Raw genomic sequence first — 22,044 nt, forward strand, 5'->3', positions numbered from 1 at the left:
GCCTGATTTAGAGGTTTTCTATTCTAATTGATGGATATTATGAGTTTATTGTTCTTTTTGGTGGATATTGAAAGTTGAACGAGGCTTCTGTTTTTTCGGACAACTTTGCTCTGATAAATTGTGTACGCAAAAGATTCAACAGTTGCTGAAAAGTCTCTTTCTTTGGTGTTACTGGTTCATTGATTCCACTGGCTATTTCGCTTCAGCATGTTTGGGATCTCATGAACATCTTGCTTGCTGACAGTGTTTGGTTAGCGCAAGTTTATCGATGTTTGTGCGCTTTTTTCCGGCTCAGCTCTGATAAATTGTGTTCGTAAAAGGTTCGATTGTTGCTGAAAGGTCTCTTCCTTTGGTGTCGTTTGCCCCTTGATTCCGCAGGCTAATTCGCTTCAACTTGTTTGGGATCTTATCGGCAACAATACTTGCTGAAAGTAGGCAAGTTTATCATTTTGAGTTAAAGTGGCTTTAACCAATAAACGTTGAAAAAGTTCAATTTAATCAATAAGTAATAAAGCATAACAAACACTTCAAGAGGGACTTCCAACGCGCAGCATTTTCATTATGCGTTGATTTCGGTGGTTTCCGTGTTGTGCGGAAACTTGGTAGTAGCGTTGTCAGCCCCTTAAGTGGGCGTTAGCACTCAAACGATTCCAGTATTTGAATACATTTTGATGTCACCAAATTTCCATTTCCACCGAGATGTGCGGTAACTATTGCTCCCTCCTTCATAATACAGATAGCATCGAGTAATGTGTTATCGGTACTTATAAGATGGCGACTAATAATTTCCCGTACTTGTTCTTTGTGGAAGTGACAGAATTGAAATATTTCGCTGTTCATGTTGCTAAATTCTGCTGAAGTATTAATGAAAAAGCAGCCTCTAAAATCACCTAACATATTCTCTTTGTGCTCAAACCAACTTGCTAGCGATAAAAATAAACGGTGAATGACATCCTGATTTGAGTTAGAACCTGAGAGCTTGTGTTCTAACCACGAAGTAAATATTTCGTGTCGTTTTTGTAAAGATGCAATAATTAAGGCTTCTTTACTTTCAAAATGAGAATAGAGAGTGCGTTTTGCTACACCAGAAACACTGATTACTTCATTGATTCCAATTGAATTTATTCCATTTTTATAAAAAAGGTCTAATGCTGTATCTATCAGTAATTGACGTTTTGGATTCATTTTATTTCTCCTTTAAATAGATATTGACATGTGTAGACCGAATTGTCTACTCTGCTTGTGTAGACAGATTGGTCTACTTTCTTGGAGTGTATTTATGAATAGTATGGTCATGTCGATTTTTGCAGGTGTCGGGGCTTTTTTAGCCATAGGGTTACTCTCTTTTCTAGATTCAACATTGAATGAAGTTGCCTTATTAATGGCTCCTTTTGGTGCTACAGCGGTACTTGTGTTTGGGGTGCCAAGTAGCCCTCTTGCTCAGCCTAAAAATGTTATTTTTGGACACTTAATTACAGCTTTTGTTGGGGTGTTTTTTACGCAGTATATTGGTGTATCACCAGTTACATTGGCGCTAGCAACGGGAATAGCGGTGAGTGCAATGTTAATGACAAAAACGACACATCCCCCAGCAGGAGCAAATCCGTTGTTAATCATGCTATCGGGACAAAGTTGGGGTTTTCTAATTACGCCAGTTTTATTAGGTGCAATTTTGATTGTATTAGCAGGTAAAAGTATGCAAATGTTGGTAGTTAAGTGGGAAACAGTTAAAGTGCTAACAAGGCGTTAAAGAGGGATTCGCAACGCGCGGAATTTTCGTTATGCATTGATTTTATTGGTTTTTAGTGCAATGCGGTTAGTTGGTCGTTGCGTTGCTCACCCCTTAACGCGGCGTTAGCTTACATATCATATTCAGAGAACGAAAATGGAAATTAGAGAAGCTCAAGCATCAGATATAGACTCACTTTTGCGTCTAAATTATCAAATAGGAATAATGCATTTTGAAAATGCTCCGGAAGCATTTGTTGAACCGTCTTTCGAAGAAAAAGAGTTTCTTCTTAGTGCCTTAAATGATCAATCAAGGCTATTTCTTGTAGCGGAAGTTTCCGGTGCTGTAGTTGGGTTTATTACTGCCACTATTAGTAAAAATGAAGTAGTTCCATTTCTAGTTAAAATACCGATTTGTCGTGTTGGCACGATTGTAGTCGATGAAAGTGTCCGAGTTTCCGGTATTGGGACACAACTAATGGCTAAATGTAGCGATTGGGCTAAATCTCAAGGTGCAGAGCAAATAAAGCTTGAGGTCATGGCATTCAATGGTCATGCACAAAAATTTTATACAAAACTTGGTTTTGCAGAGCAATCAAAGACTCTGTGGAAAACTGTAAGCTAACAAACGGTTCAAGAGGGACAGCCAACGCGCGGCATTTTTATTATGCGTTGGTTTTTTGTGGTTACGGTGTTATGCGGAAGCTTGGTAATGGCGTTGGCTGCCCCTTAACCGGGCGTTATGCTTTATTGAGCCTCAGCAAAATCAATATATAAATTTTAATGGGAAAACTCAGTCTGATTTAGAAGTTTTCCTATTCTAATTTATTGATATTATAAGTTTATTGTTCTTTTTCGTGGCTATTGAAAGTTGAACGAGGCTTCTGTTTTTTCGGCCAACTTTGCCCTGATAAATTGTGTACGCAAAAGGTTCTATTTTTGCTGAAAGGTCTCTTTCTTTGGTGTTGCTGGCTCATTGATTCCACAGGCTATTTCGCTTCAGCATGTTTGGGATCTCATGAACATCTTACTTGCTGGCAGTGTTTGGTTAGCGCAAGTTTATCGATGGTTGTGCGCTTTTGTCTGGTTCTGCTCTGATAAATTGTGTTCGTAAAAGGTTCAATTGTCGCTGAAAGGTCTCTTCCTTTGGTGTTGTTTGCCCCTTGATTCCGCAGGCTAATTCGCTTCAACTTATTTGGGATCTTATTTGCACCAATGATTGCTGAAAGTAGGCAAGTTTATCATTTTGAGTTAAAGTGGCTGCAACCGATAATCATTGTAAAAATTCAATGTAATCAATGAGTAATAAGGCATAACAAGCACTTCAAGAGGGACTTCCAACGCGCAGCATTTTCATTATGCGTTGATTTCGGTGGTTTCGGTGTTGTGCAGAAACTTGGTAGTAGCGTTGTCAGCCCCTTAAGTGGGCGTTATATGCTTTTACGAAATATGGAGATGAGATATTGGAATACAATCAAATAAGCCAATCTACAGATCGTGTTGTTGGGGTAGGCAATCGTCTGATTTCAGCAATTGATACCCTAGCTGAAAATCAAAAATTGCATCAAAAAGCCATAGAAGAAAGCTCTAAAGTTCAAGATAAGCATCAAAAGTCTATTGTAGCTTTAACGGTCGTTATTGCGCTTTGTACTGTTATTTATACAGCAGTAACAGTATGGTCGACAAAAATGCAGCATGACCAAATTGTTGCAACTGAGCAGTCCTCAGCTAAAACTTGAGTACGCATATAACAAACGCTTCAAGAGGGACAGCCAACGCGCGGCATTTTTACTATGCGTTGGTTTTTGTGGTTACGGTGCTATGCTGAAAGTTGGTAGTAGCGTTGTCTGCCCCTTAAGCGGGCGTTAGGCTATTCAGAGGATACTATGACCGATTTAAAAAATAATGAGCAATATTTCGACGTTTCATTTGAGAAGATTGCTACCCCTGAGCAGGAATATACCGACGTTGAATTTGAAGATTGCCAATTCTCTGATTGCGATTTCTCATCGGTTAAATTTCATAGATGTAAGTTCACAAACTGCACATTTGAACGCTGTAATTTGAGCTTGGTCGATTTTGCTAACTCAAAGTTATTTGAGCTTAAATTTCAAGACAGTAAGTTAGTTGGTGTTGATTGGACGAAAGCGACATGGCCAGTTTATCATTCAGACTTTGAGCTAAGTTTTAAGCGTTGTATTTTAAACGACTCGTCTTTCTTTGGCTTGACCTTAAATGAATTGGTTTTTGATGAGTGCAAGCTGCATGATGTTGATTTCCGTGAAGGTAACTTTGCTCGTTCAACAATGACTTATAGCGATTTTAGCCACAGTTTATTTATGAAAACAAATTTGCAAGGTGTTGATTTCAGTGAATCAACAGCATACTCAATTGACGTATTAGAAAATAACGTTAAAAAGGCAAAGTTTTCACGTTATGAAGCGTTAAGCTTACTAGAAAGTCTGGGTATTGAACTGGTGGATTAATAGCCTAACAAAGCGTTAAAGAGGGATTCGCAACGCGTAGCATTTTCGTTATGCGTTGATTTTATTGATTTTTAGTGTAATGCGGTGAGTTGGTAGTTGCGTTGCTCACCCCTTAACGCGGCGTTATGCCTCTTTTGTAAATCTCTAGCAATTGCTTAAATTAAGGTCTAAAATTAGGTCTGATTTTAATGCTTATATGGTGAAGTTATGAGACAGGTATTAGCGAATTGCTCTGCCAGTATTTCAGAGTTAAAGAAAAATCCAACTGCTCTTTTGAACGAGGCAGATGGTTCAGCTATTGCGATCCTTAACCACAACAAACCCGCAGCTTACCTTGTACCGGCTGAAACTTACGAGTATCTGATGGATATGCTTGATGATTATGAGCTTTCCCAAATAGTAGATAGTCGTCGTGGTGATTTGTCGCAAGCTGTGGAAATCAATATTGATGACTTATAAGTTAAAGTTTTTGCCAGCAGCCCAAAAGGAGTGGAGTAAGCTAGCGCCAACGATTCAGAGTCAATTTAAAAAGAAACTCAAAGAAAGGCTAGAAAACCCCCACGTCCCATCATCAAAATTACGAGGTTATGATTCTGTTTACAAAATCAAACTTCGTACATCTGGTTATCGTTTGGCTTATGAAGTCATCGATAATGAAGTTGTCGTTTATGTACTCGCTGTTGGTAAACGAGACAAAGACGCTGTTTATAAGAAGCTGGCTTCACGCTTCAGCTAGCGGCATAACAAACGCTTCAAGAGGGACAGCCAACGCGTGGCATTTTTATTATGCGTTGGCTTTTGTGGTTACGATGTTATGCGGTAAGTTGGTAGTAGCGTTGTCTGCCCCTTAAGCGGGCGTTATGTGCTTTCGGAAAACGTTCAAAAGTAGTATAGAATCAGGTGTTTAAACTATTGGAAAGCAATTATGCCTAAAGTCGTCCAACAGCAAATTGGCAATATCGCCCTTGTCGTCGAAAACTACGATGATGCCATTGATTTCTATACTAAAAAGCTTCAGTTTACGCTAGTCGAAGATACCGATTTAGGTGGCGGTAAGCGATGGGTTCAAGTTTCACCACCCAATTCGAATGGGACAAATTTACTGTTAGCCCAAGCGAGTACAGATGAACAAACTCAGTTTATCGGTAACCAAACTGGCGGTAGAGTTTTCCTATTTCTACAAACGAATGACTTTTGGCGAGATTATGAGCTTATGAAAGCGAACGGTGTTGTTTTCAACGAATCGCCACGAATTGAAGAGTATGGAACGGTTGTAGTATTTCAGGATCTTTATGGAAATAAGTGGGATTTGTTGCAATTAAGCAGCGATCATCGTTAGTACGCACATAACAAACGCTTCAAGAGGGACTTCCAACGCGTGGCATTTTCATTATGCGTTGATTTTGGTGGTTACAGTGTTATGCGGAAACTTGGTAGTCGCGTTGTCAGCCCCTTAAGCGGGCGTTATGCGCTAATTGGAAAAATGACAGAAGAATGAATCAGCATGAAAAGCTCAATTATGTAGAATTTGCAGCGAAAGACTTAGAGTCAACGAAGGCATTCTTTTCAAAGGTTTTTGGCTGGAGCTTTGTTGACTATGGGCCTGAATACGCAGCTTTTTCAAATGAAGGTTTAGATGGTGGTTTTTTCAAATCTGAGCGTTCTAGTCGGACTGAAAATGGTGGCGCACTCTTAGTTTTCTATAGTTCAGATATTGAAAGCACATTGGAGAAAGTTGTGAAAAATGGCGGCGATATCATCCGTCCAATCTTTGAATTTCCTGGTGGTTGTCGTTTTCATTTTATAGAGCCAAGTGGTAATGAATTTGCTGTTTGGTCTGAAGCACGCGCATAACAAAGCGTTAAAGAGGGATTCGCAACGCGTAGCATTTTCATTATGCGTTGATTTTATTGGTTTTTAGTGCGATGCGGTGAGTTGGTCGTTGCGTTACTCACCCCTTAACGCGGCGTTATGTTTTATTGAGCCTCAGCAAGATCAATTCACAAATTTTAATGGGAAAATCTGGTCTAATTTAAGAGGCTTTCTGTTCTAATTTGTTGATATTATGAGTTTATTGTTCTTTTTGGTGGCGATTAAAAGTTGAACGATGCTTTTGTGTTTTTATCGTGTTCTGCTCTGATAAATTGTGTACGCAAAAGGTTCTATTTTTGCTGAAAGGTCTCTTTCTTTGGCGTTGCTGGCTCATTGATTCCACAAGCTATTTCGCTTCAACATGTTTGGGATCTCATGAACATCTTGCTTGCTGACAGTGTTTGGTTCGTTCAAGTTTATCGATGATTTTGCGCTTTTTCCCGGCTCTGCTCTGATAAATTGTGCACACAAAAGGTTCAATTGTCGCTGAACGGTCTCTTCCTTTGGTGTTGTTTGTCCCTTGATTCCGCAGGCTAATTCGCTTCAACTTATTTGGGATCTTATCGGCACCAATGATTGCTGAAAGTAGGCAAGTTTATCATTTTGAGTTAAAGTGTCTTGAACCAATAATCATTGTAAAAATCCAATGTAATCAATAGGTAATAAAACATAACAAACGCTTCAAGAGGGACTTCCAACGCGTGGCATTTTCATTATGCGTTGATTTTTGTGGTTACGGTGTTATGCGGAAGCTTGGTAGTAGCGTTGTCAGCCCCTTAAGCGGGCGTTATAACAACAGTTAATTATTGCGCTAGTAATCGCATCATTAAAAATAACTAAATTGTCAATATAACTAATTCTTCACACGGGGAGTCCTATGAATTATAAAACTTCAAAAATTTCAATAATTGTATTTTGTTCGTTGTTTATGCTGATTGGTTGCAGTGCAATCATAATTTCAATTGCATTAGGGTTTAACTTATTTGGTCTGGTTTGGGGAGGTATGTTTGTTGCTATCCCTTTTCTTATTATGAAATCACGACTTAGCCAATTATCTATGTTTGAGAAAATGACATACGAACGATATCGGGAGTTATATCCCAACAATTTTCGAGAAAACCGAGTTTCTTGTTATTCATGCGGAAATTCACGAGTCAATGTACGAGCGTTATTAAATAGAACTTATCATCGAGAACACTTCTGTTCACAATGTGGTAAGACGCTCTTCTTCTCTCAAGAGCTAATTAATTGATATATCAAATGAAAGTGGTTATGTTGTTATAACAAACGCTTCAAGAGGGACTTCCAACGCGTGGCATTTTTATTATGCGTTGGTTTTTGTGGTTACGGTGTTATGCGGAAAGTTGGTAGTAGCGTTGTCAGCCCCTTAAGCGGGCGTTATGCTTTATTGAGCCTCAGCAAAATCAATATATAAATTTTAATGGGAAAACCTAGCCTGATTTAAAGGTTTTCTATTCTAATTGATTGATATTATGAGTTTATTGTTCTTTTGGGTGGATATTGAAAGTTGAACGAGGCTTCTGTTTTTTCGGACAACTTTGCTCTGATAAATTGTGTACGCAAAAGATTCAACAGTTGCTGAAAAGTCTCTTTCTTTGGTGTTACTGGTTCATTGATTCCACTGGCTATTTCGCTTCAGCATGTTTGGGATCTCATGAACATCTTGCTTGCTGACAGTGTTTGGTTAGCGCAAGTTTATCGATGTTTGTGCGCTTTTTTCCGGCTCTGCTCTGATAAATTGTGTTTGTAAAAGGTTCGATTGTTGCTGAAAGGTCTCTTCCTTTGGTGTTGTTGACCCCTTGATTCCGCAAGCTAATTCGCTTCAACCTGTTTGGGATCTTATCGGCACAAATGATTGCTGAAAGTAGGCAAGTTTATTATTTTGAGTTAAAGTATTCGTAAGCAATAAATGTTGAAAAAGTTCAATTTAATCAATAAGTAATAAAGCATAACAAACACTTCAAGAGGGACTTCCAACGCGCGGCATTTTCATTATGCGTTGATTTCGGTGGTTTCAGTGTTGTGCGGAAAGTTGGTAGTCGCGTTGTCAGCCCCTTAAGTGGGCGTTAGTTGGCAGTGCAACTATGTATGATGGAAGTGAATTGAAATGAGTGAAGAAATTGGAAATTTTATATCGCTAATCAACTCGATCGTAGCGTTTATTATATCTGTGATTGCTCTTATTTACACAGTTAGAACCTACCTTCTTAAATCAGGTTCAAGTGTTAGAGGTTCGTATGTCACTTGCTCCAGTATTTTTTGCGAAGATAAATATGTTTCTAGTGTTACATTAGAAAACCTGAAAGATCGCTCTACGGTCATTTTTAGTATTTACCTAAAAATAGGGCATAACTATTTTCTAGAAATAGAAAATTTCGAAAGCTCTCCATTAATTTTAAAGCCTTTCGAAGTTTATCGAAAAGAATACGATGCTGTTGACTTATACAGCGTGAATATGAAGAGAATTCGACTGGATAGCTTATTTGATAACAAAAAAGTAAAAAAACAGTTATTGCTCTCAACATCAGACGGCAAGTACGTAGTAAATGACTACATTCGTATATGGAATCCGATTGTAGACTTTTTCAAAAACTACCTTACCGCGGTGATAAGAATTAACCGTGGGACATACAAAGGAAAGTCGTATGGTGGGAACACAAAGTTCATAGTTGATATTAAGCTTGAAAATGGTAAAGAGGAGGTTGTTGCTATTTATCCTCGCGACTATGAAATAAGGTGTTTCAAGGGCTTTCGGTTGACGAAAGAAAGCTTGGAGTCAAAAGAGCAGTTAGAAAATTTTTTGTATGAGCAAGTTGGTTTAGGTAATTTAGTTTGTTCGGAAATCACGGTGCATGACATTGAGTCGTGGAATCAAGAAAACTACGATATTCAGCACAAAGAGAGTTTTGAAGCAGAATATTACAATTGGTTTACGTATAGAGTAATTGGTTCAGTTCTTACCAAGTATGACAGTTATCGACTCCGACGCAAAAATAAGAAGGCGGTTAGTACGCGAAAAGCCAACTAACAAACGCTTCAAGAGGGACAGCCAACGCGTGGCATTTTTACTATGCGTTGGTTTTTGTGATTACGGTGTTGTGCGGAAGCTTGGTAGTAGCGTTGTCTGCCCCTTAAGCGGGCGTTAGTTGCTAAATTGTTTTCCATGTGTAAAGTGCCAAAAAATAGAGTAGAGAAATTTATGTTAATTTTTATTAAATCAACCAGAAGTGAACCTATACCCGCGATCGCTAAGAATACAGTGTATTTAAAGGAGGATAACTGGGATGATTTTGGCTTTAAAACTATCTTTACGATAATCGTTTTTGATGAGTTAGGCAATCGGTATGACTTGGGTGTCACAAAGATTGGTTACTTTGGTCAGTCTGAGGGTTGGACTAGTGAAAAAATTGATAAAAATTTCCGTTCATTGCCAAATGAATTTTTCTCAGTGGGTCAAGAGCCTGAGTTTTATGAAAAAATTAATAACTCACTAACTAGCGAATTTAAAAGTGCTTTACTGACAGGATTGGGAGATATTGTTTTCAGTAGTAAGAGGTTATCTATCGCGGAAAGAGATGGCTCAAGGGGGGCGGATTCAGTATTTCATGCTTCATTATTGCGTAATGTTTCTTTGAGTGTAATAACTAGTCAATTTAAAAGGATTATTGAGGGAGGAGTTCCTCTTACAAAATATGATTTCTACTATGAAACAGAAGCCGATGATACTAGTTCAGGAATAATCTTGGAATTTAATATTGATCCTGAATCAAAACCCATTAGTAATATACACGCATTGATTGGTAGAAATGGAGTAGGAAAAACAACCATTTTGAATAATATGGTTAATGCTATAATTTCAAATGGAAATAGTGAAAGGTCTAAAGTCGGGCATTTCTATCAACCAAGTATTTTTGGTCCTATTGACTTAGAAGATGATTATTTTCGAGGTGTAATTTCAGTTTCATTTAGTGCCTTTGATCCTTTTACTCCACCACCTAAAGAGACTTTGAAAAATATAGACTTCAATTATATTGGCTTAAAAACCATAAATCAGTCTAGCTACAACGGTGAAGATAGACTCAAAACTAAGGATGAACTATGTCAAGAACTGCTGGATAGCCTGAAGGTTTGTTTGTCTGTAAGTGGTAAAAGAGAACGTTGGTTAAATGCTGTGCATAAACTAGAGTCAGATGTGAATTTTTCAAACATGGATCTAGATTCGCTTATTGAAATCGAAGCAGGTGATTTAACTGAAGATAGACGTAATTTAGGTCTGGCAGCAATCGAAAAATTCACCAGCCTAAGCTCAGGTCACGCGATTGTGCTATTAATCTTAACTCGTTTAGTTGAATGTTTAGAAGAGAAAACTCTTGTACTGATTGATGAACCTGAAAGCCACCTTCATCCTCCTTTACTTTCTGCGTTCACACGTGCGCTTTCGGACATGTTATTGAATCGTAATGGTGTTGCTATCATCGCAACTCATTCTCCTGTGGTTTTGCAGGAAATACCTAAGTCTTGTGTGTCAATATTAAGACGAAATCGTACAGTTAGTACTGTTACTCGGCCTAAGAGTGAAACTTTTGGTGAGAACGTAGGTATTTTGACAAGAGAGATTTTTGGCCTCGAAGTGTCAAAATCTGGCTTTTATGATTTACTAGCTAAAAGCGTAAAAGAAGGAAAAAGTTACGATCAAATTCTTAGGGATTATCGAAACCAAATTGGTTACGAGGGGCAAGCTATTCTTCGTGCACTAATTGCGAATATAGAGGATTAAGTATGTTCACAATCTGTAAGCCAACTTTAGATGCAGATGAAATTTTTGATGCTTGCATTAAAGGTATACAAAATAATGAAAACAGAGTAAGGCTGTCTAATTCAAAATCATATATTAGAGCATGTTACAAAGTATATAAAATACATGCAGGCTATTCTTTACTGTATAAGCTAAATGACGAGTATGAAGCTACTGGTAAGCTTCTAAAAGACGAGTTAGTTAAACTATATGAGCAGCAACTTGTCAAAAATAAGGCAGGTAGAGTAAAGTATGACTTACTCTTAAGCTTGGCACCTAATGGTATATGCCCTTTTTGTGGTTTTTCTCAGGCAACCACCCTAGACCACTATATGCCTAAGAAAAAATATCCGAGCTTTTCGATAATCCCAATAAACTTAGTTCCTGCATGTAGTGACTGTAATAGAGGTAAGAACGAAGGTGTGGCCACTGACCAAAAGAGTCAGGTAATTCATCCATATTTTGATCATAAGTTGTTCAATGAACAGTGGTTGTATGCATCTGTGAAACAGACATCGCCAGCCTCAGTAACATTTTATGTTAGTCCTCCAGATAACTGGCATCAAATTGATAAAGATAGGGTCAAAGCACACTTTGACGATTTCAAATTGGCAACTAGATTTTCTGTCCAAGTAGCGACTGAGCTCGCTCCTTTGAAATATGAGTTAAAGAAAGTTTATGATATTTCTTCTAAGGTGGGCGTTAGAGATTTTTTAAATAGCAAGAAAGATGCTTCAGCTTGTGTTCATTTGAACTGGTGGAGAACTGCAATGTATCAAGCTTTGGCATCAAGTGATTGGTACTGTAATGGGGGCTTTCAATGATAAATGTGCAACGCAACTAACAAACGCTTCAAGAGGGACAGCCAACGCGTGGCATTTTTATCATGCTTTGGTTTTCGTGATTATGGTGTTATGCGGAAAGTGAGTAGTAGCGTTGTCTGCCCCTTAAGCGGGCGTTAGGAGTTTCAGGTAACTTATATGAACTGGACAATTTTAATCGCAATTGCTGGTTGGTTTTTAGCCATTCTTCAATTTGTATGTAAGCGTCTATTTAAACCCACCTACCAATAACTCAGCATTCTAGGCATAGTGATTTCGCAACCAAGGAGTCACTATGAACCAATCGAACAAAACTCAATTCTGGGCAGAAATCATTGAGCAACAGAGCCAAAGTGAGTTATCCATTGTCGCGTTTTGCAAGGCAAACCAACTGACGGTAAATACCTTTTACTACTGGCGCAAAAAGCTTTATGGGGGCGAACAGCAACAAGTGGTGCATCCTGTCCTGATAGAAGATAGCCCGAAAAGCATAGGGGAACGCCAGTCGGTTATGCTTTCACTACCAACAGGAATGACCGTTGAATTTCCCTCTAACATGCCAGCACACCAAATCCAAAACTGGTTACAGGCTCTGACGTGTTAATACCGAACTTGGGTATTTACCTGGTCTCGGGCATAACTGACATGCGCAAGTCTATTGATGGCTTGTCATTGATTGTGGCTGATGTGTTGGAAATGGATCCGTTCAGTGAAGCCTGGTTTATCTTCTGCAACCGCGGCCGAGACAAAATTAAGATCTTGTTCTGGGATACTAATGGTTTTTGGCTTTATTACCGCCGACTGGAAAAAGGTCGTTTTAACTGGCCTAAACCCAATGCATCTGGTCATGTCGCTATCTCCAGACAGCAACTTCAATGGTTACTCTCTGGGCTTAATCTGGAACACCCTAAAGCTCATCAGCCCTTATATGGCCTTGAAGTGTGAGCCAATACCATGATCGTGATAAAGGACTTGAACGATCCTTTTACCCTGTCAGACTAACAGCATAATCCTGACCAAGAGCAGCCTGACCGATGAATCACCTTCCTGACGATGTAGAACAACTGAAAGCGATGCTGTTAGCACTTCAGGAAGAAAACAAAGCGAAGGACAGGCAACTACAGGCCCAGCAAGAAGAAATGGCTGAGCTTAAAACACGGGTGGAACTCCTGCTTGAGCAACTCAACCTCAGTAAATCCAAACGGTTCTCTTCCCAGAGTGAAAAGGTGGTTAAAGGTACCTTCAATGAAGCCGAGCAGCAAAATGCACTGCACAAACCAGAGCCAGCTCATCATAAAAAAGGACGTAAACCGCTACCTGAAGAGCTGGAGCGAGAAGTTCAGGTTCACACTCTGAATGCCCCACACTGCAAATGTTGTGGGCACGAATTACATAAATGTGGGGTGGAAACCTCTGAAGAGCTGAAGATCATCCCTCAGAAAATCAGTGTGATCCGCCATGAACGAACCAAATATGCCTGCCGTCAGTGTGAACACACCGAAACCAGCAGCAAGATCGTCACAGCCCCCAAACCCGCCAGCATGATCCCGAAAAGTATCGGTTGTCCAGAAACCTTCGCCGCCATCGTTACTGCCAAATACGTTGATGCGCTACCGCTATACCGTCAGGTTGATATTCTTAAGCGAGGCGACATCGATATTAGCCGAGGTACGCTGGCCAACTGGTGTGTTCAGCTAGGGAACAACGTTGACGTCATTATCGACCAGATGAAAGCACGCTTGTTATCTGAAAGCTTAATCTGCGCAGACGAAACCACGGTACAGGTACTGTCAGAGCCAGGGAAAACAGCGCAAAGCAAGTCCTATATGTGGGTCTATCGCAGTGGCGAGTTCCATAAGTCACCTGTGGTTATCTATGATTATCAGCCAGGGCGCGGGGCAAACTGCCTCAACACCTTCCTTGGTGATTACTCTGGTTATCTGCTGTCGGATGGGTATCCCGCATATGACACTCTTAAAGATGTCACGCAAGCGGGTTGCATGGCCCATGCAAGACGTAAGTTCACCGATGCTCAAAAAGCTCAACCGACCAAGAAAGTTGGCCGTGTAGAAAAAGCGCTGAACTATATCGGGAAGCTTTACGGTATAGAACGGGAGACTAGAAAACTAAGCCCAGAAAAGCGGCGACAGATAAGGCAACAAAAAGCCAAGCCTATACTCGATGAGTTCCATCAATGGTTGGTCGGAATTAAGGAAACACAACTACCGAAAGGTAAGCTCGGGATCGCCATCAACTATGCGATAAACCAGTGGCCAAAACTTCTTACGTATCTTGAAGACGGTCATATCAGCATCGATAATAACGTGACTGAGAGAGATGTGCGTCCGTTTACCACGGGGCGCAAAAATTGGATGTTCTCAACTTCAGTAGACGGAGCAAAGGCCAGCGCAAACCTCTATAGCCTGGTCATGACTTGCCGTGCCAACGACATCAATCCCTACTTCTACTTCGTGCACCTGTTCAGGGAGTTACCGAAGCGTTCACCAAGCGATGATTTAACTGATCTTATGCCATGGAATGTAGAAATCAGCGAGGCTGAATAAGGTCTCACTGGTTAACTAGGCGCTTACATTTGTATTTACCTTCAGGGAAGCTAAAGATAAAAATGAAGCCGAGTTGCTAGAAAAGACTCTCAATTATTTTAATCAAGGTGCTCAATCTAGAACAATAGGCATTAGTTTAGTCGAAGGAATTTGGCTTAAGCGAAAGAAGAATTTGAATATAATTTTACCTGTTCTCACTGCTCAAGTTTTGCATTTGCTAACCCAAGAGAAACTTCAAGCTCAAGAACAGAGAAACATTGTTAGACTTCTGTTTTTAATTGAAAAATTATTGCCATATGCGACTGAAAGGCATACAGAGCTTGCTGAAATATCAGAAGCACTAATGTTGGGGGCACAAAGTAATAGCGTATCCAACGTATCGCTACGGAGTTGGTACAAAAGGTTTAATGGCGATACCGACATGTGGGATGCGGAGATTGAAAACTCCTAACAAACGCTTCAAGAGGGACAGCCAACGCGTGGCATTTTTACTATGCGTTGGTTTTTGTGGTTACGGTGTTATGCGGTAAGTTGGTAGTAGCGTTGGCTGCCCCTTAAGCGGGCGTTATGTGCTTTCGGTAAACGTTCAAAAGTAGTATAGAATCAGGTGTTTAAACTATTGGAAAGCAATTATGCCTAAAGTCGTCCAACAGCAAATTGGCAATATCGCCCTGGTGGTCGAAAACTACGATGATGCCATTGATTTCTATACTAAAAAGCTTCAGTTTACGCTAGTTGAAGATACCGATTTAGGTGGCGGTAAGCGTTGGGTTCAAGTTTCACCACCCAATTCGAATGGGACAAATTTACTGTTAGCTCAAGCGAGTACAGATGAACAAACTCAGTTTATCGGTAATCAAACTGGCGGTAGAGTTTTCCTATTTCTACAAACGAATGACTTTTGGCGAGATTATGAGCTGATGAAAGAGAATGGTGTTGTTTTCAACGAAGCGCCACGAATTGAAGAGTATGGAACGGTTGTAGTATTTCAGGATCTTTATGGAAATAAGTGGGATTTGTTGCAATTAAGCAGCGATCATCGTTAGTACGCACATAACAAACGCTTCAAGAGGGACTTCCAACGCGTGGCATTTTTACTATGCGTTGGTTTGTGTGGTTACGGTGTTATGCGGAAACTTGGTAGTAGCGTTGTCAGCCCCTTAAGCGGGCGTTATGCTTTATTGAACCTCAGCAAAATCAATATATAAATTTTAATGGGAAAACTCAGTCTGATTTAGAAGTTTTCCTATTCTAATTTATTGATATTATGAGTTTATTGTTCTTTTTTGTGGCGATTGAAAGTTGAACGATGCTTTTGTGTTTTTGTCGGGTTTTGCTCTGATAAATTGTGTGTGCAAAAAGGTTTGATTGTTGCTGAAAGGTCTCTTCCTTTGGCGTTGCTGGCTCATTGATTCCACAGGTTATTTCGCTTCAACTTGTTTGGGATCTTATTGACAACAATACTTGCTGAAAGTAGGCAAGTTTATCATTTTGAGTTAAAGTTGTTTTAACCAATAAGCGTTGAAAAAATTCAATGTAATCAATAAGTAATAAAGCATAACAAACGCTTCAAGAGGGACTTCCAACGCGCGGCATTTTTATTATGCGTTGATTTCGGTGGTTTCAGTGTTATGCGGAAGGTTGGTAGTAGCGTTGTCAGCCCCTTAAGCGGGCGTTATATTTCTCTTAAATTCAACGTGTTACAAATTTAAAAGTTAAGTGGTAATGTGGAATCTTTGCTGGCTCATGATTTTTTGTGATGGATAGCTGTTGGTTTGATCAAGTATATCAATGACTAACAAACATTATCGTTTAATCGCATTTGGCAGCTATTTTAATTTGGTTTGCATTAATTGCTTATTTATCTAATATTTATCATTAGAATCAATGGGTAAGCTTGAGTCGATTTAAAAATTAACGGTTTTTCTGTATCAAAAGTTAGCTCATTTTACATTAAGTATTTGATGTTGTTTGCTATTTTATAAGGGTTGCTTGGTGTTTCAGTAGCTATCTGGAACTGAAATATAACAAACAATTCAAGCAGACCCTCAACGCGTGGCATTTTTATTATGCGTTGAGTTTAGTGATTACGGTGTTGTACGGGATGTTGGTAGTAGCGTTTCGGGCTACTTAATTGGGCGTTATGCATAAGGAACGAGTATGAGTGAAGAAACGGAAAACGAAAGCCCTGGTGGAATTATTAAGCAGACAATTGACTCTGCCACGGCTTTAACGAAGGCTATACCGATATATGAAGATGCTTTACAGCCATTGGCCAAGGAAACAGGTAAGGCTCTCGGCACTATAGGAAAAGCAGTGAATGTAGCACTGGCACCTATATCTTTAGTGGTTTGGGGTTATGACCAAATGAGGGATTTTCTGGAGAATAAAGTATCAGAGAAATTAGAGAACGTCCCTCAAGATAGAATAACGACCCCACCCCCGAATGTTGCTGGCCCTGCTATTGAAGCACTAAAATTTACAGGTCAGGACGAAACGTTGCAGGATATGTTTGCCAACCTTATTGCGAATTCACTAGATTCGAAAACAGTTTTAGAAGCACACCCGTCATTCGTAGATATTATTAAAAGCTTATCTCCCGACGAAGGCTTAATCTTGAAAGTCTTCGCGGCAGCGCAACAGTTTCCAATGGTAGACATTAAATTACAAAACAAAAAAGATAGAGGTTTCAACATTATCCATAGAAATGTCTCAAAAATTGGGGCTATCGCCGGCTGTACGCACCAACAGCTTACGCCTAACTACTTGGATAACTTATGCAGGCTAGGAATTCTCGAAATTCCTTCAGGACGAAGGCTGAACGATCCTAAAGCATACGAAGCTATTACTAGCTCCCAAGATATTGAAATGCTCAAAAAGCAATTTGAAAATAACGAGACTCATTCAATTGGTTTTGATCAAAAATTTATCGCCGTTACTGGCATAGGCAGACAGTTTATAAATGCGTGTGTCATAGATAAGCGTGCAAAAGGGTAAATGCATAACAAACGGTTCAAGAGGGACAACCAACGCGTGGCATTTTTACTATGCGTTGTTTTTGGTGATTACGGTATTATGCGGTAAGTTGGTAGTAGCGTTGGTTGCCCCTTAACCGGGCGTTATATTTCTCTTAAATTCAACGTGTTACAAATTTAAAAGTTAAGTGGTTTAAGTGGTAATGTGCGATCTTTGTTGGTTGATGATTTCTTGTGACGGATAGCTGTTGATTTGATTAAGTATAACAATGGCTAACGAATGTTATCGTTTTTGCGCATTTAGCAGCTATTTTGATTTGATTTACATTAATGGTTTGTTTCTCTGAGATTTATCATCAGAATCAATGGGTAAGCTTGAGCCAATTTAAAAATTAACTGTTTTTTGTGCCAAAGTTAGCTCAAGTTACGTTAAGTGATTGATGTTGTTTGCTATTTTCAAAGATTGTTTGGTGTTTCAGTAGCTGTCTGGAACTGAAATATAACAAACAATTCAAGCAGACCCTCAACGCGTGGTATTTTTATTATGCGTTGAGTTTAGTGATTACGGTGTAATGCGGGAAGTTGGTAGTTGCGTTTCGGGCTACTTAATTGGGCGTTATGTGATTAGGACAAAAATGAGTATTCCGAAAAAATTATACAAATATGAGAGCGTTACCACGCAAGCTTTAGCTAATCTTAAAAATGGTCAAATATATTTTTCTCTTCCAAGCCAATTTAATGACCCATTTGATTGCTCACTTCCGATCAGTCTAGATCTCAGAGTCGAGTCGTTATCAAGGTTTCGGCAGAGTTTCCTTGGTCGTGGAAACTTACCTGAGCTTAGTCTCAAACAGCTTAATAACATGAGTGATAGTGATTTGTCTCAGATGTTAAATAGAGCAATGTATGACATTTTAGGTACTAACTTAAAAGGCAAGGGAGTGTCATGTTTCTCAAGCGATTTTAATAACCTTCTGATGTGGTCTCACTATGGAGCAAAGCATACTGGCTTTTGTTTAGAGTTTGATACTTCACTTGAGCCATTTAGCAAAGCTAGAAAAGTTAAATACGTTGATGATTTCCCTAAGTTAGACGCAGAAGTCATGGTTGTTGATTGCAATTATGAGCCAGTTCTCGAGTTACTTCATACCAAGTCGGCAGCTTGGCGCTATGAAAATGAATGGCGCTGTATACATAATGAAGCTCCATTGGCATATATGTACGAACAAGCATCTTTAACCGGGGTTTATTTTGGTTCTGAAACTGATGAAGCGTGCATTGAAATTATTTGTCTCATTTTACAAGGTCAGAATCCAAATGTTCGCTTTTGGCAAGGAAAGAAATGTGAAGACAAATTTGGCTTGAAGTTTGAAGAGTTTTTCTATACCTCGAATATTAAAGCCCAAGAGTTGGGTGTAATCTAATCACATAACAAACGCTTCAAGAGGGACAGCCAACGCGTGGCATTTTTACTGTGCGTTGATTTCGGTGGTTACGGTGTTATGCGGAAAGTTGGTAGTAGCGTTGGCTGCCCCTTAAGCGGGCGTTAACTGGCAATGAAATTACCCATCTTTTTTCGTTGAATTTTAAGTTATTGATTTATATTAATAATAAATCGAGTTAAAAATAAAAGGTTATTTTGAGAAATTTGATGTAATTACTTTTATTAACAATAGGTTACTGATACAGTTTCATAGTTCACTGCCGCACAGGCAGCTTAGAAATTCTTGACATTGAAAAGGTTCAGTTACAAGTCGTTCACTGCCGCACAGGCAGCTTAGAAATTTTGATTTATCCAATTACTTAACGTTTATACGTTCACTGCCGCACAGGCAGCTTAGAAATGTATATACACCGTACAGAAATGACAGCGTCAGTTCACTGCCGCACAGGCAGCTTAGAAAATGCTTACGACTCATTTCATAAACATCATCGGGTTCACTGCCGCACAGGCAGCTTAGAAAGGACCTAGACAGAGCGCGTCCGCTTCGGGTTTGTTCACTGCCGCACAGGCAGCTTAGAAAGCCTTTGGCGACTGCTTGGCCGTCTTTATCAAGTTCACTGCCGCACAGGCAGCTTAGAAAAGTAATTCTTCCGATCGTTGTCCAGTCATTTGGTTCACTGCCGCACAGGCAGCTTAGAAATATCTGGTATATCGTTAATAGTGAATCCAGACGTTCACTGCCGCACCGGCAGCTTAGAAATGCTTGGTCGAACTGGATGCCTTCGTCTTCATGTTCACTGCCGCACAGGCAGCTTAGAAACAAACTCGCTCTAATCCAAATCAAGCAACCAGTTTACTGCCGTATAGGCAGCTTAAGAAATTGGTGATTTTGGCATTTGGGATCGGCCAGTTAACAAAGCGTTAAAGAGGGATTCGCAACGCGTAGCATTTTCGTTATGCTTTGATTTTATTAGTTTTCAGTGTAATGCGGTGAGTTGACAGTTGCGTTGCTCACCCCTTAACGCGGCGTTATGCTTTATTGAACCTCAGCAAAATCAATATATAAATTTTAATGGGAAAGCTTGGTCTGATTTAGAAGTTTTCCTATTCTAATTTATTGATATTATGAGTTTATTGTTCTTTTTTGTGGCGATTGAAAGTTGAACGATGCTTTGGTGTTTTTGTCGGGTTTTGCTCTGATAAATTGTGTATGCAAAAGGTTCGATTATCGCTGAAAAGTCTCTTTCTTTGGTGTTGCTGGCTCACTGATTCCACCGGCTATTTCGCTTCAGCATGTTTGGGATCTCATGAACATCTTGTTTGCTGAAAGTGTTTGGTGAGCGCAAGTTTATCGATGATTTGGCGCTTTTTTCCGGCTCTGCTCTGATAAATTGTGTTCGTAAAAGGTTCAATTGTCGCTGAAAGGTCTCTTCCTTTGGTGTTGTTGACCCCTTGATTCCGCAGGCTAATTCGCTTCAACTTGTTTGGGATCTTATCGGCAACAATGTTTTCTGAAAGTAGGCAAGTTTATCATTTTGAATTAAAGTGGATTGAACCAATGAGTTTTGAAAAAGTTCAATTTAATCAATAAGTAATAAAGCATAACAAACGCTTCAAGAGGGACTTCCAACGCGCGGCATTTTCATTGTGCGTTGATTTTGGTGGTTACAGTGTTATGCGGAAACTTGGTAGTAGCGTTGTCAGCCCCTTAAGCGGGCGTTATGTGTAAGGCCAAATCCCAATAACTTTTTCTGTCACAAGATGTTGTTTATAAAGGGATATTAACTATGGTTAATGTAAATGAAACCGAAAGTGAAGATCCTAAATCACCTTGTAATAGGCATTGCAGTCTAGATGAAAATGACATTTGTTTAGGATGTTTCAGAACACTCAATGACATACTCAAATGGCAATCATCAACGATAGCAGAAAGGATTGAAATTCTATCATTATGCCAAAAAAGAAAAGAGCACTATTCGAGGTAGAGCTTTTCACTATTCAAAATATGGTCGGTAATTATTTTAGTGATCATGTGAAAGTCCAATTGAAACAAACACATAACAAACGGTTCAAGAGGGACAACCAACGCGTGGCATTTTTATTATGCGTTGGTTTTTGTGGTTACGATGTTATGCGGAAGCTTGGTAGTGGCGTTGGTTGCCCCTTAACCGGGCGTTAGGAGATTTCATGATTTCATTTCAGCGAACAGAAAATTTAACATCTTCAGCTCAGATTACTTATGAAAATATGCGCTCATATTACGAGCACTATGCTGTTGATTGGGATTGTTCAAAAATTGAAGAACAAATTAGTAATTTGGTCAATTTCGACATGTTGCTGAAAGACGAAGTTGTCGGTGCAATTCGTTTAGCATTTGATAATGATGGTTGTTATATCCGTGATTTACAGGTTATTCATAATCATCAAAATAAAGGGTTTGGAGCAGACGCACTCGCTGAATGTGAACGTTTAGCAATTAATTCAGGTGCAAATCGTCTTAGATTGCGGGTGTTTAAAATCAGTCCAGCTTACCACCTTTATGATAGGTCAGGTTTTGTTGTCGATAGTGAAGATGACAGGTTTTATAGCATGTCGAGAACAATCTCCTAACAAGGCGTTAAAGAGGGATTCGCAACGCGTAGCATTTTCGTTATGCATTGATTTTGTTAGTTTTTAGTGCAATGCGGTTAGTTGGTAGTCGCGCTGCTCACCCCTTAACGCGGCGTTATGTTTTTTCAGGAAAATTATGATCAGAGAAATTACGAAGTCAGATTTTGAATCATTCTGGCCAACATTTTTAGATGTAATCCAAGCTCAAGAAACTTACGCTTTTGAGCCTACAATGACTTTAGAACAAGCTTATTCAATTTGGTGTGAATTGCCTTTAAAAACGTTTGTTTTCATTGAAAATGATGTGGTTCTCGGAACTTACTACATCAAGCCAAATGCAACAGGACCGAGTAGTCACATATGCAATTGTGGTTACATGGTATCGAGTAAAGCAAGAGGTAAAGGTGTTGCTCGTAAAATGTGCGAGCATTCTCAGAAAATTGCAGTGGAGCTTGGTTTTGAAGCAATGCAATTTAATAGTGTTGTTTCGACAAATGAAGTTGCAGTAAACCTTTGGCAAAATTTAGGGTTTGAAGTAATAGGTCGCATTCCCAAAGGGTATAAACATGGTCGTTTAGGTTATATTGATAGTTTGATCATGTATAAATGGCTACAAACATAACAAACAATTCAAGCAGACCCTCAACGCGTGGCATTTTTGTTGTGCGTTGAGTTTTGGTGATTACGGTGTTATGCGGGAAGCTGGTAGTCGCGTTTCGGGCTACTTA

At 39.4% G+C, this 22,044-nt stretch carries 22 protein-coding genes and 1 CRISPR repeat array; of the genes, 21 read left to right on the forward strand and 1 reads right to left on the reverse strand.

Going from position 1 to position 22,044, the window contains the following annotated elements:
• Positions 1 to 633: 633 nt before the first annotated feature.
• Positions 634 to 1,185: a TetR/AcrR family transcriptional regulator gene (locus VIB_RS15280; RefSeq protein WP_040905368.1), complete on the reverse strand. Its 552-nt coding sequence runs from the start codon at positions 1,183 to 1,185 to the stop codon at positions 634 to 636.
• A 94-nt stretch (positions 1,186 to 1,279) separates the two neighbouring features.
• Between VIB_RS15280 and VIB_RS15285 the strand changes: the two genes are divergently transcribed.
• The 21 genes from VIB_RS15285 to VIB_RS15385 all read left to right on the forward strand — a co-directional run bounded on the left by VIB_RS15285 (position 1,280) and on the right by VIB_RS15385 (position 21,938).
• Entirely contained in the window at positions 1,280 to 1,750 is a 471-nt protein-coding gene (locus VIB_RS15285; protein WP_040905370.1) for an HPP family protein, read from the forward strand.
• A gap of 135 nt (positions 1,751 to 1,885) precedes the next feature.
• Positions 1,886 to 2,353 (forward strand): GNAT family N-acetyltransferase, encoded by a 468-nt coding sequence (locus VIB_RS15290; protein ID WP_040905372.1) that lies wholly within the window; start codon positions 1,886 to 1,888, stop codon positions 2,351 to 2,353.
• A gap of 838 nt (positions 2,354 to 3,191) precedes the next feature.
• Positions 3,192 to 3,467 (forward strand): hypothetical protein, encoded by a 276-nt coding sequence (locus VIB_RS15295; protein WP_004397230.1) that lies wholly within the window; start codon positions 3,192 to 3,194, stop codon positions 3,465 to 3,467.
• Between the two features lie 147 nt (positions 3,468 to 3,614).
• Complete coding sequence (locus VIB_RS15300; protein WP_004397231.1) at positions 3,615 to 4,214, forward strand: pentapeptide repeat-containing protein; 600 nt, start codon at positions 3,615 to 3,617, stop codon at positions 4,212 to 4,214.
• Between the two features lie 207 nt (positions 4,215 to 4,421).
• On the forward strand, positions 4,422 to 4,673 hold the full coding sequence (locus tag VIB_RS15305; protein WP_001250181.1) for a type II toxin-antitoxin system Phd/YefM family antitoxin: 252 nt from the start codon (positions 4,422 to 4,424) through the stop codon (positions 4,671 to 4,673).
• Positions 4,663 to 4,950 (forward strand): type II toxin-antitoxin system RelE family toxin, encoded by a 288-nt coding sequence (locus VIB_RS15310; RefSeq protein ID WP_000221356.1) that lies wholly within the window; start codon positions 4,663 to 4,665, stop codon positions 4,948 to 4,950. The genes VIB_RS15305 and VIB_RS15310 overlap by 11 nt, the downstream gene beginning before the upstream one ends.
• A gap of 189 nt (positions 4,951 to 5,139) precedes the next feature.
• Positions 5,140 to 5,553, forward strand: a complete 414-nt coding sequence (locus tag VIB_RS15315) for a VOC family protein (protein WP_040905378.1) — start codon at positions 5,140 to 5,142, stop codon at positions 5,551 to 5,553.
• A gap of 155 nt (positions 5,554 to 5,708) precedes the next feature.
• Positions 5,709 to 6,068 carry a VOC family protein gene (locus VIB_RS15320; RefSeq protein WP_004396253.1) on the forward strand — a complete coding sequence of 120 codons (360 nt, stop codon included), beginning with the start codon at positions 5,709 to 5,711 and terminating at the stop codon, positions 6,066 to 6,068.
• A gap of 2,146 nt (positions 6,069 to 8,214) precedes the next feature.
• Positions 8,215 to 9,135 (forward strand): hypothetical protein, encoded by a 921-nt coding sequence (locus VIB_RS15325; protein WP_004397233.1) that lies wholly within the window; start codon positions 8,215 to 8,217, stop codon positions 9,133 to 9,135.
• A gap of 171 nt (positions 9,136 to 9,306) precedes the next feature.
• Positions 9,307 to 10,884 carry an AAA family ATPase gene (locus VIB_RS15330; protein ID WP_004397234.1) on the forward strand — a complete coding sequence of 526 codons (1,578 nt, stop codon included), beginning with the start codon at positions 9,307 to 9,309 and terminating at the stop codon, positions 10,882 to 10,884.
• Positions 10,885 to 10,886: 2 nt separating this feature from the next.
• Positions 10,887 to 11,726, forward strand: coding sequence for an HNH endonuclease (locus tag VIB_RS17120; RefSeq protein ID WP_004397235.1), 840 nt, complete (start codon positions 10,887 to 10,889; stop codon positions 11,724 to 11,726).
• Between the two features lie 292 nt (positions 11,727 to 12,018).
• Positions 12,019 to 12,327 (forward strand): IS66 family insertion sequence element accessory protein TnpA, encoded by a 309-nt coding sequence (gene tnpA / locus VIB_RS15340; protein WP_040904403.1) that lies wholly within the window; start codon positions 12,019 to 12,021, stop codon positions 12,325 to 12,327.
• Positions 12,321 to 12,668, forward strand: a complete 348-nt coding sequence (gene tnpB, locus VIB_RS15345; RefSeq protein WP_040904400.1) for an IS66 family insertion sequence element accessory protein TnpB — start codon at positions 12,321 to 12,323, stop codon at positions 12,666 to 12,668. Before tnpA ends, tnpB begins: the two co-directional genes overlap by 7 nt.
• An 89-nt stretch (positions 12,669 to 12,757) precedes the next feature.
• Complete coding sequence (locus tag VIB_RS15350) at positions 12,758 to 14,287, forward strand: IS66-like element ISVme1 family transposase (protein ID WP_004397236.1); 1,530 nt, start codon at positions 12,758 to 12,760, stop codon at positions 14,285 to 14,287.
• A 73-nt stretch (positions 14,288 to 14,360) separates the two neighbouring features.
• Positions 14,361 to 14,738, forward strand: a complete 378-nt coding sequence (locus VIB_RS17800) for a hypothetical protein (protein ID WP_167535089.1) — start codon at positions 14,361 to 14,363, stop codon at positions 14,736 to 14,738.
• A 181-nt stretch (positions 14,739 to 14,919) separates the two neighbouring features.
• Positions 14,920 to 15,333 (forward strand): VOC family protein, encoded by a 414-nt coding sequence (locus VIB_RS15360; RefSeq protein WP_004397238.1) that lies wholly within the window; start codon positions 14,920 to 14,922, stop codon positions 15,331 to 15,333.
• A 1,114-nt stretch (positions 15,334 to 16,447) separates the two neighbouring features.
• On the forward strand, positions 16,448 to 17,284 hold the full coding sequence (locus VIB_RS15365) for a DUF4393 domain-containing protein (RefSeq protein WP_004397240.1): 837 nt from the start codon (positions 16,448 to 16,450) through the stop codon (positions 17,282 to 17,284).
• 613 nt (positions 17,285 to 17,897) lie between these two features.
• Positions 17,898 to 18,686: a DUF2971 domain-containing protein gene (locus VIB_RS15370; protein WP_040905380.1), complete on the forward strand. Its 789-nt coding sequence runs from the start codon at positions 17,898 to 17,900 to the stop codon at positions 18,684 to 18,686.
• Positions 18,687 to 18,958: 272 nt separating this feature from the next.
• A CRISPR array of direct repeats spans positions 18,959 to 19,585; the repeat unit is 28 nt; unit sequence GTTCACTGCCGCACAGGCAGCTTAGAAA.
• Between the two features lie 908 nt (positions 19,586 to 20,493).
• Positions 20,494 to 20,691 carry a DUF1289 domain-containing protein gene (locus VIB_RS17480; RefSeq protein WP_083797786.1) on the forward strand — a complete coding sequence of 66 codons (198 nt, stop codon included), beginning with the start codon at positions 20,494 to 20,496 and terminating at the stop codon, positions 20,689 to 20,691.
• A 202-nt stretch (positions 20,692 to 20,893) separates the two neighbouring features.
• Positions 20,894 to 21,316, forward strand: coding sequence for a GNAT family N-acetyltransferase (locus tag VIB_RS15380; protein ID WP_040905385.1), 423 nt, complete (start codon positions 20,894 to 20,896; stop codon positions 21,314 to 21,316).
• Between the two features lie 136 nt (positions 21,317 to 21,452).
• On the forward strand, positions 21,453 to 21,938 hold the full coding sequence (locus VIB_RS15385) for a GNAT family N-acetyltransferase (RefSeq protein ID WP_040905388.1): 486 nt from the start codon (positions 21,453 to 21,455) through the stop codon (positions 21,936 to 21,938).
• The last annotated feature ends 106 nt before the right edge of the window (positions 21,939 to 22,044 follow it).

The organism is Vibrio metschnikovii CIP 69.14 (assembly GCF_000176155.1).
GTDB classification, from domain to species: Bacteria; Pseudomonadota; Gammaproteobacteria; order Enterobacterales; family Vibrionaceae; genus Vibrio; species Vibrio metschnikovii.

What these genes read in the sequence shown, in the direction of transcription:
- VIB_RS15280 (WP_040905368.1), bottom strand. Translation starts at nt 1,185, where the DNA reads ATGAATCCAAAACGTCAATTACTGATAGATACAGCATTAGACCTTTTT.
- VIB_RS15285 (WP_040905370.1), top strand. Translation starts at nt 1,280, where the DNA reads ATGAATAGTATGGTCATGTCGATTTTTGCAGGTGTCGGGGCTTTTTTA.
- VIB_RS15290 (WP_040905372.1), top strand. Translation starts at nt 1,886, where the DNA reads ATGGAAATTAGAGAAGCTCAAGCATCAGATATAGACTCACTTTTGCGT.
- VIB_RS15300 (WP_004397231.1), top strand. Translation starts at nt 3,615, where the DNA reads ATGACCGATTTAAAAAATAATGAGCAATATTTCGACGTTTCATTTGAG.
- VIB_RS15305 (WP_001250181.1), top strand. Translation starts at nt 4,422, where the DNA reads ATGAGACAGGTATTAGCGAATTGCTCTGCCAGTATTTCAGAGTTAAAG.
- VIB_RS15310 (WP_000221356.1), top strand. Translation starts at nt 4,663, where the DNA reads ATGACTTATAAGTTAAAGTTTTTGCCAGCAGCCCAAAAGGAGTGGAGT.
- VIB_RS15315 (WP_040905378.1), top strand. Translation starts at nt 5,140, where the DNA reads ATGCCTAAAGTCGTCCAACAGCAAATTGGCAATATCGCCCTTGTCGTC.
- VIB_RS15320 (WP_004396253.1), top strand. Translation starts at nt 5,709, where the DNA reads ATGAATCAGCATGAAAAGCTCAATTATGTAGAATTTGCAGCGAAAGAC.
- VIB_RS15325 (WP_004397233.1), top strand. Translation starts at nt 8,215, where the DNA reads ATGAGTGAAGAAATTGGAAATTTTATATCGCTAATCAACTCGATCGTA.
- VIB_RS15330 (WP_004397234.1), top strand. Translation starts at nt 9,307, where the DNA reads ATGTTAATTTTTATTAAATCAACCAGAAGTGAACCTATACCCGCGATC.
- VIB_RS17120 (WP_004397235.1), top strand. Translation starts at nt 10,887, where the DNA reads ATGTTCACAATCTGTAAGCCAACTTTAGATGCAGATGAAATTTTTGAT.
- tnpA (WP_040904403.1), top strand. Translation starts at nt 12,019, where the DNA reads ATGAACCAATCGAACAAAACTCAATTCTGGGCAGAAATCATTGAGCAA.
- VIB_RS15350 (WP_004397236.1), top strand. Translation starts at nt 12,758, where the DNA reads ATGAATCACCTTCCTGACGATGTAGAACAACTGAAAGCGATGCTGTTA.
- VIB_RS15360 (WP_004397238.1), top strand. Translation starts at nt 14,920, where the DNA reads ATGCCTAAAGTCGTCCAACAGCAAATTGGCAATATCGCCCTGGTGGTC.
- VIB_RS15365 (WP_004397240.1), top strand. Translation starts at nt 16,448, where the DNA reads ATGAGTGAAGAAACGGAAAACGAAAGCCCTGGTGGAATTATTAAGCAG.
- VIB_RS15370 (WP_040905380.1), top strand. Translation starts at nt 17,898, where the DNA reads ATGAGTATTCCGAAAAAATTATACAAATATGAGAGCGTTACCACGCAA.
- VIB_RS17480 (WP_083797786.1), top strand. Translation starts at nt 20,494, where the DNA reads ATGGTTAATGTAAATGAAACCGAAAGTGAAGATCCTAAATCACCTTGT.
- VIB_RS15380 (WP_040905385.1), top strand. Translation starts at nt 20,894, where the DNA reads ATGATTTCATTTCAGCGAACAGAAAATTTAACATCTTCAGCTCAGATT.
- VIB_RS15385 (WP_040905388.1), top strand. Translation starts at nt 21,453, where the DNA reads ATGATCAGAGAAATTACGAAGTCAGATTTTGAATCATTCTGGCCAACA.